The following is an 18,590-nucleotide window of genomic DNA, read 5'->3' on the forward strand; positions in this document are numbered from 1 at the left end:
CCTATTACTTCAAGCCAAAGCACACGTGTGTTTTATTTAAAGTTGCACGTATTAAATTTTATGCTTAATTTTATGTTATGAAAACGAAGTTAACCTTAACAATGGATGAAACCGTTATAGAGCAAGCCAAAGCATATGCAAAAGAACAAGGCAGAAGTTTATCGGCTATTTTTGAAAATTATGTAAAAGCAGTTTCTAGAAGTGAAAGAGATAAATTAACGACCGAAGAATTTTCGCCTATTGTAAAACGACTAACTGGGTCATTAAACCTGCCCAAAAACTTCGATTATAAAAACGCAGTATCTGAAGCTATTAATGAAAAATATAGCCAATGAAAAATTTATTCTTAGATACAAATATTATCATCGATGTTATAGACTATAGAATGCCATTTTATACAAAGAGTGCAAAAATTTTTGATTATGGAGCCAAAGGTTTTGTAAATCTTTTCATGTCATCTTTATCCTTTGCAACTATTTATTATGTTGCAAAAAAAACAATCTCACATCAAGAATGCATAAAAGTAATGAAAGATCTATCATCATTAATTACAACAGTTGATGTAACGGGAGAAGTAATAAATTTATCAATTAATTCTAGTTTTAATGATTTTGAAGACGCCCTTCAATATTATTCAGCCTTAGCACAGGGCAATATCACAGCAATTGTAACCAGAAATAGCCAGGATTTTAAGCAAAGCGATATCCCAATCATGAACCCTGAACAAGCTCTTGCTATGATTTTATAAAAAATCCTGTTCCGCCTAACCGAAACAGGATCATATTTGTGTGTATGTATGTATGTGTTTAATTTAGTCCAAAGGTTATGCCGAAGCTCATATTTTTCAAGCCAGCTTGCGCAGTTGTATTAAACATATCGTTAAAGTAGTACTTGGTAAATAAGCCTAAGCCGCCGTAACCAAATCTGAATGTACCTCCATAACGAATGGACTGAAAGTGATAATTATCATATTGCTTCTGTTTACCAAACTCCTCGCTAATTTGCTTTACCTTTCCGCCAAGTAGAAAACTTACTTCAGGGCCTAAAACAAAGTAAAACCGCTTTCCTTTTTTGCTTTCATCTGTTCTGAATTCGAAATTCAACGGAATATGCACGTAGCTGCTCGAGAATCGATTTTTCGAAAACGCTACAGGCTCGTCCACATAAGTTAATGTAGGCTGGTTTTTCTGAATCGTGATGTTGTCTCTTAATCTGATCAACGTCCAATCGAACCCACCGGCAACATACACCTTGAAATTTGAGTTGAAGCGGTATCCGAATTGTAATACATCAAATGAAAAAGTACTGGTTTTACCGCCCTTATAATCTAGAAAATCGTTATTAGCTGATAAATTGAAGTCACCGTTATCGATTAATCTTGAGAAACCAAGATCTACCCTTGTAAAAGTAATTCCCCCAACAAAACGTCCATTTTTGGCTGAATCAGCGGAGTTGGTTTTTATCATGATGCCATGCCCTTCACTGTAATCTGTTTTCTTTTTAATACTATCTTGTTGTGCAAAAGCACCTGGAGCCATAACACTGGCAAGCCCGCTTACCAAAAGTGTTGAAAAAATTAGATGTTTCATTTTATGCGTGTGTTTATTTGAAATGTTCATTGGTTTATTAGTTCAGTGGTTCATTGGTTAATTAGCTCATTGGTTAACTAGTTCATTGGTAAAAACAACCTTTAATTTTTAAGCCTATTTTTTCTTCTTCCCGAATTTAAACGGCCCGATATTGATCGATGATAGTGAAGAATCGTCATCATCGGTACGGAACTGAATAAACTTATCCTTCCGCTTATCAACAGTATTTACGATCAGGTTAACCACATCGCCAACATTGCGGATGCCTTTATTTTCAGTTTCGTTACCCTCTCCAATTACTTCGTCGACTTTTATCGCGTTCGCATTCGACGCAAGCACTGGCTCCTCTGTTTGTTCCAAAATCGCTTCCTTTATTTTGGTTTTGATATCTTTTGGCGTTTCATCAACTTTGGCGATAACTGTTTCTTGCTTCAACATTTCAGGTGCAGTGATCACTTTTTTGTTTTCAGGCTTTGTAACTGGCTTAACTTTGACTTTTGCTACCTCAACAGCAGTTTGAGCTTTCACAACCAGCGGAATTTGCACATCCTCAATTGGTGTTGCAACCGTAGCCGCAGAATCTTTCAGGGGCTGTTGCTGTGCTATTGGCGAGGCTTTTTCAATCTTGTTACTTGCAAGTTTCTTATTGTTATCAGTGCTCGCCCCTTGCTGGTAGATTAAAAAACTAACCGCGGCAACCAACAGCACTGCCGCCGCCGATAGCCAGTACATGAGTATTGTTTTTTTCTTCTTCGGTTCAATTCCCTGCTCAATGCCGCTCCACAAATCCTTCGATGGTGAGATCTCTGCGTCATCAAAAGCGTTTTTAAATAATTGATCAAAATCCTTATCCCGTATAGGTTGCATAACCAAATCCCTCCATTTTTATAATTTCTTCTTTTAATATTGCTCTGGCTCTGGATAGTTGCGATTTACTTGCCCCTTCAGAGATACCGAGCTTATCTGCAATTTCCTTGTGCGAATAGCCCTCAATTGCGTACATGTTAAATACCATTCTATAACCGTCGGCCAGTTTTTGTATTACCTTCATTAAATCTTGCATGCCGAGGGTACCGAAATCGAACCCTGTTGAGGGTTGCTCATAAGCTTCGTCTATCTCAACCACGTTTAAGCTGCGTAAATTTTTGCGGTAACTTTCTATTGCTGTGTTTACCATCACTCGCCTCATCCAGCCCTCAAACGAGCCATCGCCCCGATACTCCTTAATTTTTTGAAAAACCTTGATGTATCCCATTTGCAATACATCTTCAGCCTCCATTCTGTCTTTGGCATAGCGCATACAAATCGCCAACATCTTCGATGCAGTTTGCCTGTAGAGCAGCTCCTGCATTTTCCGATCGCCAGCCTTGCAGCCTTCCATCAAGTCGTTTATCGTATAGCTTCGGGTCAATTTCATTGTGTGTTTGTATGTAGAAGATGATAGCTTACAAACAATGGTTGCATGGGCAATAATAAAAAGTTTAATTTAATCTGTATCATTTGATAATCAGCAAGATAAAAAGTGATTATTTTCTTTTAGAAAGATATTGTTTTTTGCGGCGAAAAGCAATCGCAGAGCTTTTTGGTGGCTAAAGCCAATTTATCCTTACGCTCATTGTTCAATTAATTCACAACATGTCGTAGCGGGACGCTACCAATGCTATTAAGTTAAGCTCAGCAACTGTCAGTCTGAGCGGAGTCGAAGACCTTTTTTAATAGGATAAAGAAAAAAATATTTGTCCTTCGACTGACCCTGTATTGAGCCTTTCGTCTACGCTCAAGATAAACTCCAGTCGAAATGCTCAGGATGGAAATATTTTTTGTTTTATCCTTAACTTAATAGCATTGGGGACGCTACGACGAGGTAGTCAGGCAATAGTGGCAAAATATCTTCCCACTTTGGACTCCCCTTAGTCTTTCTTCACCTTAAATAATCTAAAATCTTGCTTATAAGTCAAGAAGAATGAATGGCTAAACTGCAAATTCTTTTCGGAATGATCGAGATCGACATGGGGCTCAAAACGCACATCAAGATATAAATTTGGGATCAGTTCTCTTTGATAAGCATAACGCAATGAAACAATGTTCCGATGATCTTGAGTAAAACCGTCGTGATATAAATTGCTCGACACAGATTCGTACAATGGCATGCCCTTAATTGATATAAACTGATTTCCTTTCCAGTAAGAGGCCACCAAACTGCCCCATTTGCTTTCTATACCTGCGTTTAACCAAAGTCCAAATCCACCCTGATAAGCACGTCGTTTATCCGGCGAGAAGTCTTTATACACCGCAATGTAGTTATCGGTGTAAACCTGTTTAATTTTGGTGTTGAGTTCTTTATGCAATTTGAAACCTGTAGCGCCATTAAAAATGGTACTAATCGGAATCGATTTTAACCGATCAATTTGACCGCCCTGATGAAAGGCCAGAAACTGAGCGGGAATACTGAATTTCCAGGCATCGTTTTTAACCAAAAACACCTCAGAAGATAATCCGCCGATAATCTCTTCTTTGGCTTCGTCACCTTTGTAAATCATTTTTTGCCAGGCAATCCATGCATCCAAATTAAATTTATCCCGCTCAATCAGTAATTGTGTACCATACTCAATCGGGGTAGTAATGGTCCGCTCAAAGTCGTAAAGCGGCTCGATATATTTATGCTGAATACCACCCTCTAAACTACCGAAAACAAGTGTCAGGTTCCGTTTATGGTACTTCAAACTGAACAGTGGTTTTGCATCAGAGATTCCATTCCTGCCAAAATCTTTCCTAATAAATGCACCAGCTGTTATGGCTAAACTCGGGTTGGCGAAAAACACAAGTTGCGGCTGTAACTGGGTTCCATACATCGTGTAGCCATCATGAAAATAGTTGGTGTATTCGTAATTACGAACGTAGTTGAAGTTATAAAAATTAAGGTGAACTTCGTTTGTGAGGCTGCTATCGGGCCGGATTCGATTCTCAAAAGCAGATTGATCGAATTGGGCATAGGAAAAGCAGGAAATGAGCAGAAAAGAAATTAAAAATACTGCCTTTTTAAAGGCCCGGGCTACAAACATGGGATTGAGTTTTTATCGGCCAAATTTAGAATAGTTTTTCGGTAAAGCACCAAATATTGTAATCAAATAACCAGCCAAGTTTAGTATCAAGCCCCTGCAAGCTGTTTGCTTTTTTGCTTATTACCATAAACACAAAAAACACAGACTTTGTATTTTCGTTCGACCTTAAATGCGACTGAGGATTTTGGACTTCGGACTCCCTACTTCGGACTCTCTTCCCCTTACTTTCTCAACCGATAATTCTTGTACAGTTTCACAGCGATCATAATCGCCATTGCGACGCCCATAATGCCGATTAAGCCGTAAATCCAATTGATGGCGCTTTTAAGAATTACAACAAAAACAATTGCGATCATAAAAATAGTGGCAAGCTCTCGCCACAGCCGAAGTTGAAAGCTGCTTAACTTGAAACGATTGTTTTTAAGTTGCTTAACAATGTTTTGGCAAATGAAATGGTAAATAAGCAGCCCGATTACGAAACCAAGCTTTACCTGCATCCAATCGGCTTGAAGTAGCGCAGGGTTTAAAGTCAACATAGATGCGCCTGCCAAAACGGTAATAACCATCGCTGGGAAGCAAATGATTTTCCATAAAGTGGACTCCATTTTAACAAACTGCTTTAAGAGAACTCCTTTTTCTGGCTCAGGCTTCTCATTGGCCTCGGTGTGGTAAATGAACAAGCTTAAAATATAAAATAAACCGGCCATCCAGCTAATCACAAACACAATGTGTACGGCAAGGAAATATCGATAATAGGGCAATAGGGCTTCGATCATTGGTATCTGAAGGAATTAGGTCTTTATTTAAAACAAATCAGAATGAGTTCCCAATCTTAACAGAATAATCTCATTGTCTTCTGTGACTTCAAACCAAATAATCAACAAATCAGGTTTAATATGAGCTTCCCAATTACCCCTGTAATTCCCAGCGAGTCTGTGAGCAAGATATCGCTTTTCAAGACCAATTGCACCCTTAACTTTCAGCTCTTCCAAGAAACCCTCGATCAAGTCGAAATTTTTAGATGCTCTTCTGATTGCTCTTTTCGCATCTTTCTTGAATTGATTAGTAGGTTTTAAAGTAAACATTATAAAGACTCGAGAAACGACTTTACATTTTTTATAGGCTCGCCGATGCCAATTCCATTACATGCGTCTTCAATCGTTTTACGTGTAACTTTGTTCGGAATATTGCCTTTCTTTGCCGTTTTTTTATGAATAGTAACGCCCAGTTCTTTCAATAAGCTTTTCACTAATGAACGTTTGTTTTCAGGAATATCAATAATTAATGTTTCCATAGTCAAATATAACAATTTACTATCGTGAGTCAAAGTCCCCTTTGGAGATTTAGAAGGCTTAATACCTAAACTCCTTTACCACCTCAATCGCATATTTTACGTTATCGAAAGGAATATCGGGCATAATGCCATGCCCAAGGTTAAAGATAAAACCCTCGGTTCCACGCATGCGTTCAAATAATTTATGAATCTGTGCCTTGATTACCCGTTTATCAGCATATAAAATATGTGGATCCAGATTTCCCTGAACAGCAATTCCTTTGGGCAAAGCGTTTTTAATGTTCAACAGATCAGCATTCCAGTCTACCGAGATTACATCAGGCTTGGCCTCGGCCATAATCGGTGCAAAAACCGAGCTTCCCTTGCAGAAAGATATCACCGGAATATCTTTTCTGTTCAGATTTGAAATAATTTCCTGAATATAACGGTGCGAAAACTCCTGATAATCGCTCCACGATAGGGCCTGTGCCCAACTATCGAAGATTTGAACGGCATTAACGCCCGCTTCAATTTGCAGATTTAAATAATCGGCAGTTACTTTCGCAATTTTCGCCAAAAGCTGATGTGCCAATTCCGGCTGGTTATGCAACATCAATTTGGTCAGTTTGAAATCTTTTGAAGAGCCGCCCTCAACCAAATAGCTCATTACGGTAAAGGGTGCACCAGCGAAGCCAATTAAAGGAATATTATTATCTAATCGTTGTTGTATCACTTTAATAGCGTCGGCAACATATTGCAATTCACCTAAACAATCTACATTTAGATTTTCAACATCTTGCAGCGTACGCACCGGGTTGGCAAACTTAGGACCAACGCCTTGAGTAAAACTCAAATCGCCACCCATGGCTTCGCCAGTTACCAAAATATCGCAGAATAAAATCGCGGCATCAATTCCCAACAAATCAACAGGTAACATGGTTACGTCGGCAGCAATTTCAGGCGTTTTGCACATCTCTAAAAAAGAGTATTTGTTTTTTATTTCCCAATATTGTGGCATAAAACGACCAGCCTGACGCATCATCCACACTGGCGGGCGTTCTGTTTGTTTTGAAAATGCAGCGTCTAAAAATAAATTATTCTTCATGATTTGTAGTTGGGTGTTCCTTAATCAACGTCACTCTGAATTTAGTTCAGGGTCTTCATTGCAAAAAAGTTGCTGAAACAAGTTCAGCATAACGTGCAGGAAATTTTAATTGCGCAAAGGTATGAAATAAAAAAAAGCGAAACACCTTTTTATTTTCAAATGGGTGCTTCGCCTTTCAAAATGACAATATGAATATTATAGTTTCTGTATTTCTTTCTCGAGTTTAACGATGATGTCTTTAGAACGTGCTGTTTCTGCAAGTTCTTTGGCTAGTTTTGTATATGCTTCTGCCTTTTCGCGGTCTTTCCTTCGTAGCGCGAGATTGGCAAGATGAATCAACACAAAAGACTTTTGGTTTTTTCCGCCCACAGGAAAACGGCTTGCCAACTGAAAGTGGTGCTCAGCCTTTTGCCAGTTTTCTTCTTTTAAAGCAATGTTGCCCTGCATAAATTCATAATAACCTCTACGCCCCTTCGATAATCTTTCGGGGCTGGCAACTTCATCAAGCAACGCCTTTGCCCTGGCAAATTCGTTATTTTTGAAATGTTTTGACGCCATTAACACAGAACTATGCCTTAAGTGGCTCCAAATTACAAAACCAAATAAAAGTGCGGACAGCGCAGCCAGTTCATTTTGCTCGTAATACAGGCAAACCCCGGCGGCCATTATAAAAACGGCCATCAAAGCATACCTGCCCTTGTTGTTGTACATTAATGAATATCAGTAAATTTGTAACCTACACCGCGGATGGAGTGAAAGTAAACCGGATTTTTTTGATCTGGTTCGAAATATTTTCTGAAAGTAAGGATAAAGTTGTCGATTGTTCTTGTCGATGGATACACATCATAGTTCCAAACCGTTTCGAGAATTTGTTCGCGGGAAACCGCTTCGTTTTTACGCTCAATTAAAAGCTTTAACAACATGGTTTCCTTTTTAGTTAACGGAGTGATGGTACCATCGTCGTGTTTCAACTCAAATGAGTTAAAATAGATCGTTTTATCACCGATTTTGTAAGAGTTTAATTCTTTTAAATCATCCGATTTTAAACTGCGTTTTACCAAAATGCCTACACGAAGAATGAGTTCTTCAAGATTGAACGGCTTAACCAAATAATCGTCAGCACCCTTTTTCAGTCCTAAAACACGATCTTCAGAAGTGTTTTTTGCTGTTAAAAACATAATTGGCACTTCAGCGTTTTCTAAACGAATGGTTTCGCAAACCTGAAAACCATCCATTTCAGGCAGCATCACATCTAAAACAATTAAATTGAAGCGTTCTTCCTTAAATACTTTAAGAGCGGTTTTGCCATCTTTAACGGCGTGAACTTTATAACCCTCAAGTTCGAGGTTTAATTTAATGGCATCCAACAAGTGATCCTCATCTTCAACCAATAGAATTCTTAATTTTTGTGACATAATGGAGATTAACTAAATGTTACTTCAAAAATACTTCCCTGAGGCAAATTGTCTTTTACTGTAATATCTGCATCATGGTATTGTAATACCTCTTTCACAATAAACAAGCCTAAACCTGTTCCTTTCGCTTTTCTGACATTCTCATTACCAACACGATAAAACTTATCAAATATCAACATTTTTTCGGCATCTGAAATGCCCGGCCCCTTATCTATTACACTTAATCGAATATTTCCCTCCACCTTATTTAAAAGCACATTTATTTCGTCGCAAGGGCTTGAATACTTTACCGCATTCTCAATCAAATTGGTAACGACTGACGATAAGGCAAATTTGTCACCCACTAACTGCAAATTTGGCTGAATTTGAGCATTGATGAGCTGTTCGTTGCCACAAGAGTGAACTTGTAACCGATCGGTGATCTTATAAACCAGTTCGGAAAAATTAAACTCCTCTTTTGGAAAGGTGTAAGAACGGTTTTCGATTTTCGTCGCCAGGAGCATGTTCTCAACCAAATCATCCAATCGCTCGATATCTTTTAACGAATTACTCAATAATGAAACCTGACGGGCTTTATCTAAATCTCTTTTAACAATGGTTTGGATAGAAAGTTTTATTGCAGCCAGGGGCGATTTCAACTCGTGCGTTATCGACATTAAGAAATTTTGCTGTTGTTCTTTGAGTTTGTCTTCCCTTTTTAGCGATTGATGTAAAAAATAACCGCCAATGCAGAGCAGAAACAAGAATACCGAACCCTCGCCCATAATCATCGTCATGCGGCTGGGCTGCAAACGCACCACCAAAGTACCCCACGAGATGAGCTGTATCAAGGCATAGAGTAATAATGCGTAAAATATAATAATGGATTTCTTCATGCTATGAGTTAGGTGTTTTAAAGTTTATTTCTTAATCACTATTTTTTTTAGAAAAGCAAGTTTCTGCTTGCATCGGTTAGTTCAGTCCCGCTTTACGTTGCAATCTTTTTCAAACTTCTGTCATGCTGAGGCACGAAGCAACTTTTTCATAGGCTGCAGATGTCCCAAAGGGATTGCTGTGTAACTTCGTGCCTCAGCATGACAGCGAAATCAAGGTTGCTGCTAAAAAAGTATTTCCACTACAATCGGGTTTAGAGAACTTGGGGGAAATGCAAGAAAACAAAAAGCCACTTCCTGGCCTGTCGTCATTGCGAGGCACGAAGCAATCTATTGGGCAAGAGATTGCTTCGTGCCTCGCAATGACGATTTGTTGAACTCATATCTTCCCATTGCCTATGTGTTTAATCCATGTGTTTAAAAACCAAGCATTATCAGCCGCGAGGGCTGATGCAACTACGTCACGCATACACCATTACGTTACGCACTAAACACCAAGTCCAATGCCTCAAAAATTGCTCTTTTCGCTTTTTCCAGTTCTATTTTTGTATGTGCTGAAGATACAAAACCTACTTCATATCCTGATGGGCCTAAATAAATTCCCCTGTTCAGCAATTCGCGGTGCATTACTTTGAATTTTTCCATGCTGCTGGTCTCAATGTCATCAGCCGATTGGATCTTGTCTTTGTCAGTAAACGCAAACCAGAAGATAGAGCCGATTGAAAATACTTTGAACTTGTAGTTTCGAGCGGTAGCAAACCGTTGGATGCTTGCCACAAAATCCTGCGTTTTTGTATTCAGTTCTTTATAGAAACCCGATTTATTCAGTTCGGTTAGCGTTGCAATTCCGGCGGCCATCGCTACAGGATTGCCGGATAAAGTGCCACCTTGGTAAACGCCTCCATCGGGAGAAACATGGGCCATAATCGCTGCCGATGCGCCGTACATGCCCACTGGTAACCCTCCACCGATGATTTTTCCATAGGTTAAAATATCGGGTGTAATGCCGTAATGTGCGGCAGCGCCCTCAAAACCTACACGGAAGCCGGTAATTACCTCATCAAAAATGAGTAACGAACCGTTATCGGTACAAATTTGACGTAAAAAATGAACGTATTCTTCATCCTGAATAATCAAACCATTGTTTGCCGGCACACCTTCGATAATTACCGCAGCAATTTGATCTTTAAATTGGGCAAAAGCCTGCTCAATCGCCGTTTTATCGTTCAACGGAATTACAATAGTTTCGTCTGCAAAGCCCTTTGGTACACCGGCCGAAGAAGTTTCGCCAAAAGTAACCAGGCCTGAACCGGCTTTAACCAACAACGAATCGCTGTGACCGTGATAGCAACCTTCGAACTTCACGATTTTATCTCTGCCGGTAAAACCTCTGGCTAAGCGAATAGCCGACATTACCGCTTCTGTACCGGAGCTGGTAAATCGAATTTTCTCTACGAAACGATTGTTTTTGATAATTAATTCTGCCAGTTCGTTTTCCAGGGCTGTTGGTGCGCCAAAGCTCATCCCGTTTTGCATTACTTCGGTAACTTTTTCACGAATTTTAGGATTGTTGTGTCCTAAAATCAGTGGCCCCCAACTTCCGCAAAAGTCGATAAATTGATTTCCATCGGCATCCCAAATGTAGCAACCGTCACCTTTTTGAATAAAAAGTGGCGTTCCGTAAACCGACTTAAACGCCCTAACGGGAGAGTTTACGCCTCCGGGGAAATAAGTTTTCGATTTTTCGTACAGCTCGGCAGATTTTACCCTGGAAATATCAGGCTTTGAGCCTGTATTTACCGGAATTTCGGCCTCGTTGCCGCTAAACATTTTTTTTAATGAATCTAACATTTTTATTAAGGTATAAGGTAAAAGGCGTAAGGTTTAAGGTATTGCAAACGTAAAAAACCTAAAAGCTAATTACCCAATTATATATTTCAACGATGAAGATACGGGATTGGCAAGAAAACCCTATGCCTTAAACCCTCTACCTTTCACCTTTTTAAATCCAGTTTTTATTTAAAATATCTTTAATATGATAAGTGGTTATAATGCTTGCACCTGCTCGTGCAAAGGCATGCATAGTTTCCATTACTACTTTTTGTTCATCTATCCAGCCACGCTCGGCGGCTGCTTTAACCATTGCATACTCGCCCGATACATTGTAAACGGCGATGGGTAAATTGGTATCTTGTTTTAACCGTTGAATAATATCGAGATAGGCCAGGCCGGGCTTTACCATCAATACATCGGCGCCCTCCTGCTCATCCAATTGCGCTTCACGCAATGCTTCCAACGGGTTTCTGAAATCCATTTGGTAAGCCTTTCTGTCGCCTTTGCTCGGCGCACAATCTGCAGCCTCTCTAAATGGCCCATAATATGCGGAGGCAAATTTGGTAGCATGACTCATAATGGCGGCATTTACAAAACCGTTCTGATCCAATAAATTGCGCATGGCCTCAATTCTTCCGTCCATCATATCTGATGGGGCAAACATATCGGCTCCGGCTTGTGCGTGCGCTAAAGCCATTTTGGCAATTACATCTACCGTTTTATCATTCTGAACATAATCGTTCTCCATAATACCGCAATGGCCATGGGTGGTGTACGAACAAACGCAAACATCGGTAATTACATACAAATCTTCGCCGAATTGCTTCTTTAATTCGCGAACCGCGGTTGGTACTAACGAATGATCGTGATAGGCAGATTTTGCGTCGGCCGATTTCTCGTCGCCAACCCCAAAAAGCATAATCTTGTTTAAGCCCTTTTGTAACCCGGCTTCTACATCTTTCACCAGTGTATCAACCGAATAATGGTTTACACCTGGCATCGCATCAATGGCATGTGTAACATTGTTTCCTGGCACCACAAAATACGGGTATACAAACATATCTTTCGATAGTCGGGTTTCGGCTACCATCTCCCTTACCAACGGGTTCTTCCTTAATCTTCTCGGACGATGTAACATATTATTATCAAGTATTTATTATCAAGTATCAAAACTTGATGTTGTATTATTTCTCAAATCACCATGGTTCGTGTCTTCACGAAACATTTTTTATTGTCAATAGAGCGCGTTTTAGAAATTTGAAAAGCAACTCAATAAGCCTTGGGTCATTGTAGTCCAGCTTTTCGCTGCGTTCTTTTTTAATATCTGTCATGCTTCGTACCTGCCATTAACGTTCGCGAAAACAATCCAAAATCGTGCTCCGATAGCGATTGGATTCGACCGAAGTGCCCCAAAGGAGCTCCTGTGGAGGAGAAATCTTTGAACCTTGGATAGAGATTTCTCGGCTACGCTCGAAATGACGACATCTCTTAGAGTATTCTATCAAAAATAACGTTGCTCATGTTGATTTGTATGCAATAAATTACTCCCCCAACCGTCTCCAACGGACATCCCTCAAAGTTCGCAAAACGAGATTGCTCAGCCTTTTCGCTTTGGTCTTTCAGCTTTAGTCTTTCAGCTTTCTACCTTATCTCTATTCCAAAAACAGCTTCCGACAAGCCAATTTCATCCGGCGAATAAGGAAGCGTATATTTTACGCCCATTTCATCAAATTTCTTGCCTGTGGAGTTGCCGATGGCAATTACCTGCTGGCCCGGCTCTAACAAATTATCGGCGAAGTAAGCATCTACATTGGATGGGCTGGTAAAAATTAGCACATCGGCATAGCTTTGATCGATATTTTCTTCGGTTACAGTTTCGTAAATCGGCAGGTCGATAATTTTTGCATCTGCCGGTAACGATTTTTGAATGGTTTGCAAAGAATCCTGCGCCCGTGGGAACAATACGTTTTTGCCTGAAACCAATTGTGCAAAGTCTTCAGCAACTTCAATAATATCGCCACTTGCGCCAACAAAATTAGCAAGGTGACCAAATTTGCGTAATGCATCTTCTGAACCCCTGCCTACAACGCCAAACTGGGTCTTTTTAGGCAGCGATGGGTTGAGTTGGAAAAAATACGCTACGCTGTTACGGCTACTGAAGAAAATCCAGTCGATATTTTTTAAGATAAACTGATCTAAAACCGTCACAATCGGAAAAGTGCGAATTAACGAACGTCCTTCTACTTCGATATTATTGCTTTCTAACGCTCTACGAAAATAACTGTGTTCGCCAATTTCCCGGGAGATAAAAACCTTTGCAGGCTTTTTTCTTTCCTTATCAAACTTGGCAACTATTTTTTCGGCTAAGCCTTCGGTAGTTTCGGCACGTAAAAATAAACGTTCAGGAAAATCGTCTGCAGTTTCGGCTTTTGAAGTCCAAACCTCAAATTCGCCATCTTCTTTTTTGCAATAACAGCCCAAAGGCATGTGGCAACCGCCTTCGAAAAGACCGAGCACCTTACGCTCAACACCTACTTCTTCCGCTGTCAAAGGATCGTGCAACTGTTGGAGTGCTGCAAATAGTTCGGTATCATTTTCCCTGATCTGTATGGCGAGAGCACCTTGTGCGGGCGCAGGAACAAACTCGGTTGGTTCTAATTCTTCAACATGAAATTCGCTCACATCTAAGCCCAGGCGTTTTATTCCGGCTTTAGCCAACATAATGGCGTCGAAATCTTCATCTCTAAGCTTTTGAATGCGTGTTGGAACGTTTCCACGAAGATCTTCAATTTCAAGATCGGCACGTAAGCCCAACAGCTGCGCTTTTCTCCTGTTTGATGAAGTGCCTACCATTGCTCCCTTTTTTAACGATAGCTTTTGCGAAAAGTCTACACAATCTTTTAAAATCAAAAGATATTCTGTTGCTTCTTCTCGAGCGGGTATGGCTGCAATGGTTAAGCCAGCAGGATGGGCGGTTGGTAAATCCTTAAGACAATGAACGGCTAAATCAATCGTTCCGCCCAGAAGTTCTTCTTCGAGTTCTTTGGTAAAAAACCCTTTCCCTTCGAGCTTATCTAATCTTAAATTCAGGATCTTATCGCCCTGCGTTTTAATAATCTTAATTTCTGCTTCGAGGCCAATGCCTGCAAGTTCATTTTTGATATGATTTGCCTGCCATAAAGCCAGTTCGCTACCGCGTGTTCCAATGGTTAACTTTTTCACTATAAAGGTTAAATGAGCTGCAAATTTAAGCTAAATAGTGCTTTATACCATATTTTGTTTTAAAATGAGACAGTGAGGTTACAGTTTAAGTCTGATGTCGGGAGTCCGATAGTCCGGGAGCCTAAGAAAAAGTCTGAAGTCGGGAGTCAGAAAGTCGGAAGTCCGAAGTATTTAACGATTAAAAACAATAACCGGTTTTGTGTTGCAGTTTTCAGTTGGCAGTTTTCAGTTGACAACTGAACTTATTACCCAATGAACAAATAAACTGATGAACTATTGACCAATGACCAATGAACCAATAAACTAAGATTGTTTAACCAGAATTTCTTTGGCCATAATCATGGGAACGCTGATGCATTTCTTCTCCATGTAGTTCATCACCCGTTCTAAAACTTCGCGAGAGGCTTCATCCATCTGGCTAATTTCGTCGGCGAATACGCCATTTAAGGCCGTGTTTTTGATTTCCTTGATTTTGCGTGGAACTTCCTGCATGGCGAGCTCAATGCGGCGTTGTTTTAACACGGTAAAAAACTCGGTAATGTTGTTGCTAATGATGTCTTCGGCGTGTACAAGCTCGTTATAACGCTCCTGAATGTTTTTGCGAGCCACTTCTTTTAACGATTCTACCTCAATGTAGTGCACCAGGTTGTTGTGCACAACAGCAGGCGCAACATCATTAGGAATGGCCAAATCAACAATTACTTTTTTGCCTGTATCGCCGTTGAGCAATTTAGCATATAGCGCTTCGGTAATAATGGGCTCGGTAGATCCGGTGCAGGTAATAATTACATCAAATCCGGCAGTAAAGTTCTCGAGCTCGGCTAAGTTGTAGGCTTTGCCATTTAACTCTTCGGCTAACGATTCGGCCTTTGAAAGCGTGCGGTTAAAGATCGAGAAATTGGAGTATTTATGTTTGTTAAGATATTTTGCAATATTTTGGTTGGTTTCGCCAGCGCCGATAATCAAAATGCGTGAGTTGCCACACATATTTAGCTCCTTTAGCTTACGGTACGCCAAGGAAACAACTGAAACAGGATTTTTGGAAATATTGGTGTGTGTATAAACCTCTTTCGCAGTTTTTACCACCCTGTCCATAATCATGCGCATGTAATCGCCGGTGAAACCAGCATCGCGACTATTTTCGTAGGCTTTGCGGATTTGAGCAAGGATTTCTTTCTCGCCAACTACCAGGCTCTCTAACGAGCAGGAAGTTCTTAATAAATGATTAAATGCTTCTTCGTTTTCGTAAACGGTAACAGTGTCGAGAAAACGCTCCATAAACTCAGGAGGCAAGCCCATATCTAAAACGGTGAGAAATCTGGTTACAAATTCCTTATCGGTTTTCTCTTTGGTAAGAAAAACAAACTCTACGCGATTACAGGTGCCGATGTAAAAAATTTCACTAACGGGAAGTTCCGTTTGAATATTCTTCAACCTGCTATCTAAACTCTGATCACAAATAACTAATTTCCCTAAAGATTTCAGGTCGATGTGGTGATGCGTAAAAGCTATTACTTTTAAATATTCCAAGTGTTTCCGTTATTAACTACTGTCGGGATACAAAAGTAATACGGTTCGTGCATGTGAACGTCATTAATCTGTAATTTACATTAATTTAGAACGGTTTTAAATAGCTGCATGGTAATGCCACAGAACGGCGAAAAAACGTTTCCAGTTACCTTAACATGTGCCCTTTGACTCCGCTATCATTGACGTGATTGCGTAATATGTATAAGACACTACATGACGGTCGTCATTCCCAGCTTGTACCGATAGCTATCGGTAGGGAATCTTAATGCAAAAAAAAGCGCCTCGCTTTAAGATTGCCGCCTGCGCGGGAAAGACGGCAAGAATGTAAACGTCATTCATATGGATTTTTTTCCTAAAAAATTACAACTCAGGGTGACAATGTTTCTTGGTTCTATCCTTAATTAAATGATATTTGCACGCTCCCAAACACACAAAACGCCAACTTTCAAATAATTACACTTATAAAAAAATACAACAAATCCGAAATTCACAGGTTTATTAAAACGTACCAATACTTAAATTATGATTTCACAAAATGATTTTAGCCTTCACGGTTCGGATGGAAAATTAATTGTCGGCGACATTACTTTTGATGATAAGAACCCGAGTACGCCGATTGTGCTTTTTATACATGGCTTTAAGGGCTTTAAAGACTGGGGCGCACATAACCTTGTGGCCCGCTATTTTGCTGCGAACGGTTTTCGGTATATAAAATTTAATTTATCGCATTCGGGCGTGCCGGCAGATGATCCTAAAGATGTTACCGACATGGAAACATTCGCAAATAATACGGTGTCTAAAGAACTTTTCGATGTGAATGCGGTACTGAATTTTATCGAAAAAGCTTATGGTAAAGAAACTCCGGTCAACATCATTGGTCATAGCCGTGGCGGTGGCCTGGCGATTATAGCGGCGGCCAACGATTTGCGGGTTAATAAGCTGATTACGTGGAGCGCTATCTCGAGTTTTGATAGCCTTTGGAAAAAAGAACAGGAAGCGGAGTGGAAAAAGAATGGGACTATATTTGTTACCAATGCCCGAACAAAGGAGCAAATGCCGCTGAATGTTTCATTGCTTGAAGATTTGGAAGAAAATACAGAAACGCTAAATATTTTGGGGTCTGCTAAGCGCATTAATATTCCCTGGTTAATTGTTCAGGGCGATGACGATGTGAACGTACCTTTTGAGAATGCGCAAAAGCTGGCGGATGCGAATGCCAACAGTAGGTTGGTAAAAATTGAAGGTGCAAATCATGTTTATGGCGCAACTCATCCGTATGATAACGAAACGTTACCGCCGCTGCTTTTTAAGGTTTGCGAAAAATGTTTAACCTTTTTGGGAGAATAGCATGAACTGTTGTCGCCGGGTAGCTCCCGGATGACAACAGGCTTTTAAGCCCAATCGTTCGCTCTGCCAACAAAGCTGCGAATATCACTGCCGCTTGGGCTTTGGAAGATTTCTAAATCGAAATAAGGAACGGCCGCAAGTAAATGATCAAAAATATCGGCGGCAACTTCTTCAAACTTTTTCAACCCTTTTTCTTTTGAAAATACATAAACTTCGATCGGAAGTCCGTTTTCGGTAGCCTGCAACTGGCGAACCATAAAGGTTAAACTGGTGTTGATGTATGGATTGCTTTCTAAATATTTCTCTGCATAAACTCTAAAAGTACCAATATTCGTCATGTGACGGCCATTTACCAAATTGTTTGGGTTAACGGTATTTTCGGCATTAAATTCGGCTATTTGTTGTTGAGTTTGGTTAAGGTATTCCTTTAAAAAATCGATGCTTTTTAACCGGTTGATGAGTTCCTCATCGCAAAACTTAATACTGGAAATCTTAATGTTGATGTGACGCTTAATCCTTCTGCCCTCGCTTTCTTCCATTGCCCGCCAGTTTTTAAACGATTCGCTTACGATTGCGTAACTGGGAACAATGGTTACCGTTTTATCCCAGTTTCTAACTTTAATAGTTGTGAGGTTAATTTCCGTTACCTCGCCGTCGGCACCATATTTCTCTACGGTAATCCAATCGCCAATGCGCACTAAATCTATTGCACTCATTTGTACGGAGGCTACAAAGCCTAAAATCGGATCGCGAAAAACGAGGATAAATACGGCCGTTACGGCACCGAAACCACCAAAAATATATACTGGCGATTGGTTTAAGATGATGGAAAGAATTAATACAAAGCCAACGATGTAAAAAACGATTTTTGCAACCTGTTTATAACTCCTGATGGGTTTATCGGCATATTTCTTTAAAGATTCCATTATAGAAACCACCGCATTCAAAAACGCATTTACAGCAAACATCACAGCCAGTACGATGTAAATTTTGGCAACAATGAGCGCATAGAAAAGCCCGGTCTTAAAATCGATAAAAACAAAAGGCACTACATTGTAAACAATGTAAGCACCAAAAATTATGGCAAACGCTCTAAAAACCCTGAATTCGAAAAGTGCTTTCTGCCAGTCGGGCCGCGTTTTAGCACTTTTTACAATGGCTATAAAAAGTTGTCGGGTTAAAAATATGGTGAGGTAAAGAAAAAGTATAACGCTAATTAGGCCGGTAAAAAAGTAAGAGTAAATTAACGTTGCGCCAGTAAGACCTATGCTCTCCAGCCAGTTTCTAAGTTCGCCAAATAGGGTTTGAAACTCAGGGATGTTCATTAAAAGCAATATAGGGT

19 protein-coding genes are annotated in these 18,590 nt (G+C 40.0%); 3 read left to right on the forward strand and 16 right to left on the reverse strand.

The window, feature by feature from the left end:
• Positions 1–77: 77 nt before the first annotated feature.
• The gene (locus IZT61_RS08095) at positions 78–335 is read left to right on the forward strand and encodes a DUF6364 family protein (protein WP_196100653.1); all 258 of its coding nucleotides are present in this window, start codon (positions 78–80) and stop codon (positions 333–335) included.
• Entirely contained in the window at positions 332–748 is a 417-nt protein-coding gene (locus tag IZT61_RS08100) for a type II toxin-antitoxin system VapC family toxin (RefSeq protein WP_196100654.1), read from the forward strand. Before IZT61_RS08095 ends, IZT61_RS08100 begins: the two co-directional genes overlap by 4 nt.
• A 58-nt stretch (positions 749–806) precedes the next feature.
• Here IZT61_RS08100 and IZT61_RS08105 read toward each other — a convergent pair whose 3' ends face one another.
• The 15 genes from IZT61_RS08105 to hemA form a co-directional block, all read right to left on the reverse strand.
• Positions 807–1,589 carry an outer membrane beta-barrel protein gene (locus IZT61_RS08105; protein ID WP_196100655.1) on the reverse strand — a complete coding sequence of 261 codons (783 nt, stop codon included), beginning with the start codon at positions 1,587–1,589 and terminating at the stop codon, positions 807–809.
• A gap of 114 nt (positions 1,590–1,703) precedes the next feature.
• Positions 1,704–2,456 carry a hypothetical protein gene (locus IZT61_RS08110; protein ID WP_196100656.1) on the reverse strand — a complete coding sequence of 251 codons (753 nt, stop codon included), beginning with the start codon at positions 2,454–2,456 and terminating at the stop codon, positions 1,704–1,706.
• Positions 2,437–3,006: an RNA polymerase sigma factor gene (locus tag IZT61_RS08115; protein WP_196100657.1), complete on the reverse strand. Its 570-nt coding sequence runs from the start codon at positions 3,004–3,006 to the stop codon at positions 2,437–2,439. The genes IZT61_RS08110 and IZT61_RS08115 overlap by 20 nt, the downstream gene beginning before the upstream one ends.
• Positions 3,007–3,499: 493 nt before the next feature.
• Complete coding sequence (locus IZT61_RS08120; protein WP_196100658.1) at positions 3,500–4,651, reverse strand: hypothetical protein; 1,152 nt, start codon at positions 4,649–4,651, stop codon at positions 3,500–3,502.
• A gap of 221 nt (positions 4,652–4,872) precedes the next feature.
• Positions 4,873–5,427: a CopD family protein gene (locus IZT61_RS08125; RefSeq protein WP_196100659.1), complete on the reverse strand. Its 555-nt coding sequence runs from the start codon at positions 5,425–5,427 to the stop codon at positions 4,873–4,875.
• Between the two features lie 27 nt (positions 5,428–5,454).
• Positions 5,455–5,736 (reverse strand): type II toxin-antitoxin system RelE/ParE family toxin, encoded by a 282-nt coding sequence (locus IZT61_RS08130; protein ID WP_196100660.1) that lies wholly within the window; start codon positions 5,734–5,736, stop codon positions 5,455–5,457.
• Positions 5,736–5,945: a hypothetical protein gene (locus IZT61_RS08135; RefSeq protein WP_196100661.1), complete on the reverse strand. Its 210-nt coding sequence runs from the start codon at positions 5,943–5,945 to the stop codon at positions 5,736–5,738. Before IZT61_RS08135 ends, IZT61_RS08130 begins: the two co-directional genes overlap by 1 nt.
• A 58-nt stretch (positions 5,946–6,003) precedes the next feature.
• On the reverse strand, positions 6,004–7,029 hold the full coding sequence (hemE, locus tag IZT61_RS08140; protein ID WP_196100662.1) for a uroporphyrinogen decarboxylase: 1,026 nt from the start codon (positions 7,027–7,029) through the stop codon (positions 6,004–6,006).
• 195 nt (positions 7,030–7,224) lie between these two features.
• The gene (locus tag IZT61_RS08145; protein WP_196100663.1) at positions 7,225–7,740 is read right to left on the reverse strand and encodes a hypothetical protein; all 516 of its coding nucleotides are present in this window, start codon (positions 7,738–7,740) and stop codon (positions 7,225–7,227) included.
• Positions 7,740–8,444 carry a response regulator transcription factor gene (locus IZT61_RS08150; protein ID WP_196100664.1) on the reverse strand — a complete coding sequence of 235 codons (705 nt, stop codon included), beginning with the start codon at positions 8,442–8,444 and terminating at the stop codon, positions 7,740–7,742. Before IZT61_RS08150 ends, IZT61_RS08145 begins: the two co-directional genes overlap by 1 nt.
• A gap of 8 nt (positions 8,445–8,452) precedes the next feature.
• Entirely contained in the window at positions 8,453–9,319 is an 867-nt protein-coding gene (locus tag IZT61_RS08155) for a sensor histidine kinase (protein WP_196100665.1), read from the reverse strand.
• A 477-nt stretch (positions 9,320–9,796) separates the two neighbouring features.
• Entirely contained in the window at positions 9,797–11,167 is a 1,371-nt protein-coding gene (hemL, locus tag IZT61_RS08160) for a glutamate-1-semialdehyde 2,1-aminomutase (protein WP_196100666.1), read from the reverse strand.
• Positions 11,168–11,318: 151 nt separating this feature from the next.
• Complete coding sequence (gene hemB / locus IZT61_RS08165; RefSeq protein WP_196100667.1) at positions 11,319–12,287, reverse strand: porphobilinogen synthase; 969 nt, start codon at positions 12,285–12,287, stop codon at positions 11,319–11,321.
• A gap of 503 nt (positions 12,288–12,790) precedes the next feature.
• A complete protein-coding gene (gene hemC / locus IZT61_RS08170) occupies positions 12,791–14,371 on the reverse strand; it encodes a hydroxymethylbilane synthase (protein ID WP_196100668.1) in 1,581 nt (526 codons plus the stop codon).
• A 303-nt stretch (positions 14,372–14,674) separates the two neighbouring features.
• Entirely contained in the window at positions 14,675–15,901 is a 1,227-nt protein-coding gene (hemA, locus tag IZT61_RS08175) for a glutamyl-tRNA reductase (RefSeq protein ID WP_196100669.1), read from the reverse strand.
• Between the two features lie 522 nt (positions 15,902–16,423).
• On the opposite strand from hemA, the gene IZT61_RS08180 reads away from it, so the two are divergent.
• On the forward strand, positions 16,424–17,248 hold the full coding sequence (locus IZT61_RS08180) for an alpha/beta hydrolase family protein (protein WP_196100670.1): 825 nt from the start codon (positions 16,424–16,426) through the stop codon (positions 17,246–17,248).
• Positions 17,249–17,292: 44 nt separating this feature from the next.
• Here the strand turns inward: IZT61_RS08180 and IZT61_RS08185 are convergent, their stop codons facing one another.
• Positions 17,293–18,573 carry a mechanosensitive ion channel family protein gene (locus tag IZT61_RS08185; protein WP_196100671.1) on the reverse strand — a complete coding sequence of 427 codons (1,281 nt, stop codon included), beginning with the start codon at positions 18,571–18,573 and terminating at the stop codon, positions 17,293–17,295.
• Positions 18,574–18,590: the final 17 nt, after the last annotated feature.

This window comes from Pedobacter endophyticus, assembly GCF_015679185.1.
Classification (GTDB): domain Bacteria; phylum Bacteroidota; class Bacteroidia; order Sphingobacteriales; family Sphingobacteriaceae; genus Pedobacter; species Pedobacter endophyticus.

Coding starts and splice junctions, on each gene's coding strand:
- IZT61_RS08095 (WP_196100653.1), top strand. CDS start 78: ATGAAAACGAAGTTAACCTTAACAATGGATGAAACCGTTATAGAGCAA.
- IZT61_RS08100 (WP_196100654.1), top strand. CDS start 332: ATGAAAAATTTATTCTTAGATACAAATATTATCATCGATGTTATAGAC.
- IZT61_RS08105 (WP_196100655.1), bottom strand. CDS start 1,589: ATGAAACATCTAATTTTTTCAACACTTTTGGTAAGCGGGCTTGCCAGT.
- IZT61_RS08110 (WP_196100656.1), bottom strand. CDS start 2,456: ATGCAACCTATACGGGATAAGGATTTTGATCAATTATTTAAAAACGCT.
- IZT61_RS08115 (WP_196100657.1), bottom strand. CDS start 3,006: ATGAAATTGACCCGAAGCTATACGATAAACGACTTGATGGAAGGCTGC.
- IZT61_RS08120 (WP_196100658.1), bottom strand. CDS start 4,651: ATGTTTGTAGCCCGGGCCTTTAAAAAGGCAGTATTTTTAATTTCTTTT.
- IZT61_RS08125 (WP_196100659.1), bottom strand. CDS start 5,427: ATGATCGAAGCCCTATTGCCCTATTATCGATATTTCCTTGCCGTACAC.
- IZT61_RS08130 (WP_196100660.1), bottom strand. CDS start 5,736: ATGTTTACTTTAAAACCTACTAATCAATTCAAGAAAGATGCGAAAAGA.
- IZT61_RS08135 (WP_196100661.1), bottom strand. CDS start 5,945: ATGGAAACATTAATTATTGATATTCCTGAAAACAAACGTTCATTAGTG.
- hemE (WP_196100662.1), bottom strand. CDS start 7,029: ATGAAGAATAATTTATTTTTAGACGCTGCATTTTCAAAACAAACAGAA.
- IZT61_RS08145 (WP_196100663.1), bottom strand. CDS start 7,740: ATGTACAACAACAAGGGCAGGTATGCTTTGATGGCCGTTTTTATAATG.
- IZT61_RS08150 (WP_196100664.1), bottom strand. CDS start 8,444: ATGTCACAAAAATTAAGAATTCTATTGGTTGAAGATGAGGATCACTTG.
- IZT61_RS08155 (WP_196100665.1), bottom strand. CDS start 9,319: ATGAAGAAATCCATTATTATATTTTACGCATTATTACTCTATGCCTTG.
- hemL (WP_196100666.1), bottom strand. CDS start 11,167: ATGTTAGATTCATTAAAAAAAATGTTTAGCGGCAACGAGGCCGAAATT.
- hemB (WP_196100667.1), bottom strand. CDS start 12,287: ATGTTACATCGTCCGAGAAGATTAAGGAAGAACCCGTTGGTAAGGGAG.
- IZT61_RS08180 (WP_196100670.1), top strand. CDS start 16,424: ATGATTTCACAAAATGATTTTAGCCTTCACGGTTCGGATGGAAAATTA.
- IZT61_RS08185 (WP_196100671.1), bottom strand. CDS start 18,573: ATGAACATCCCTGAGTTTCAAACCCTATTTGGCGAACTTAGAAACTGG.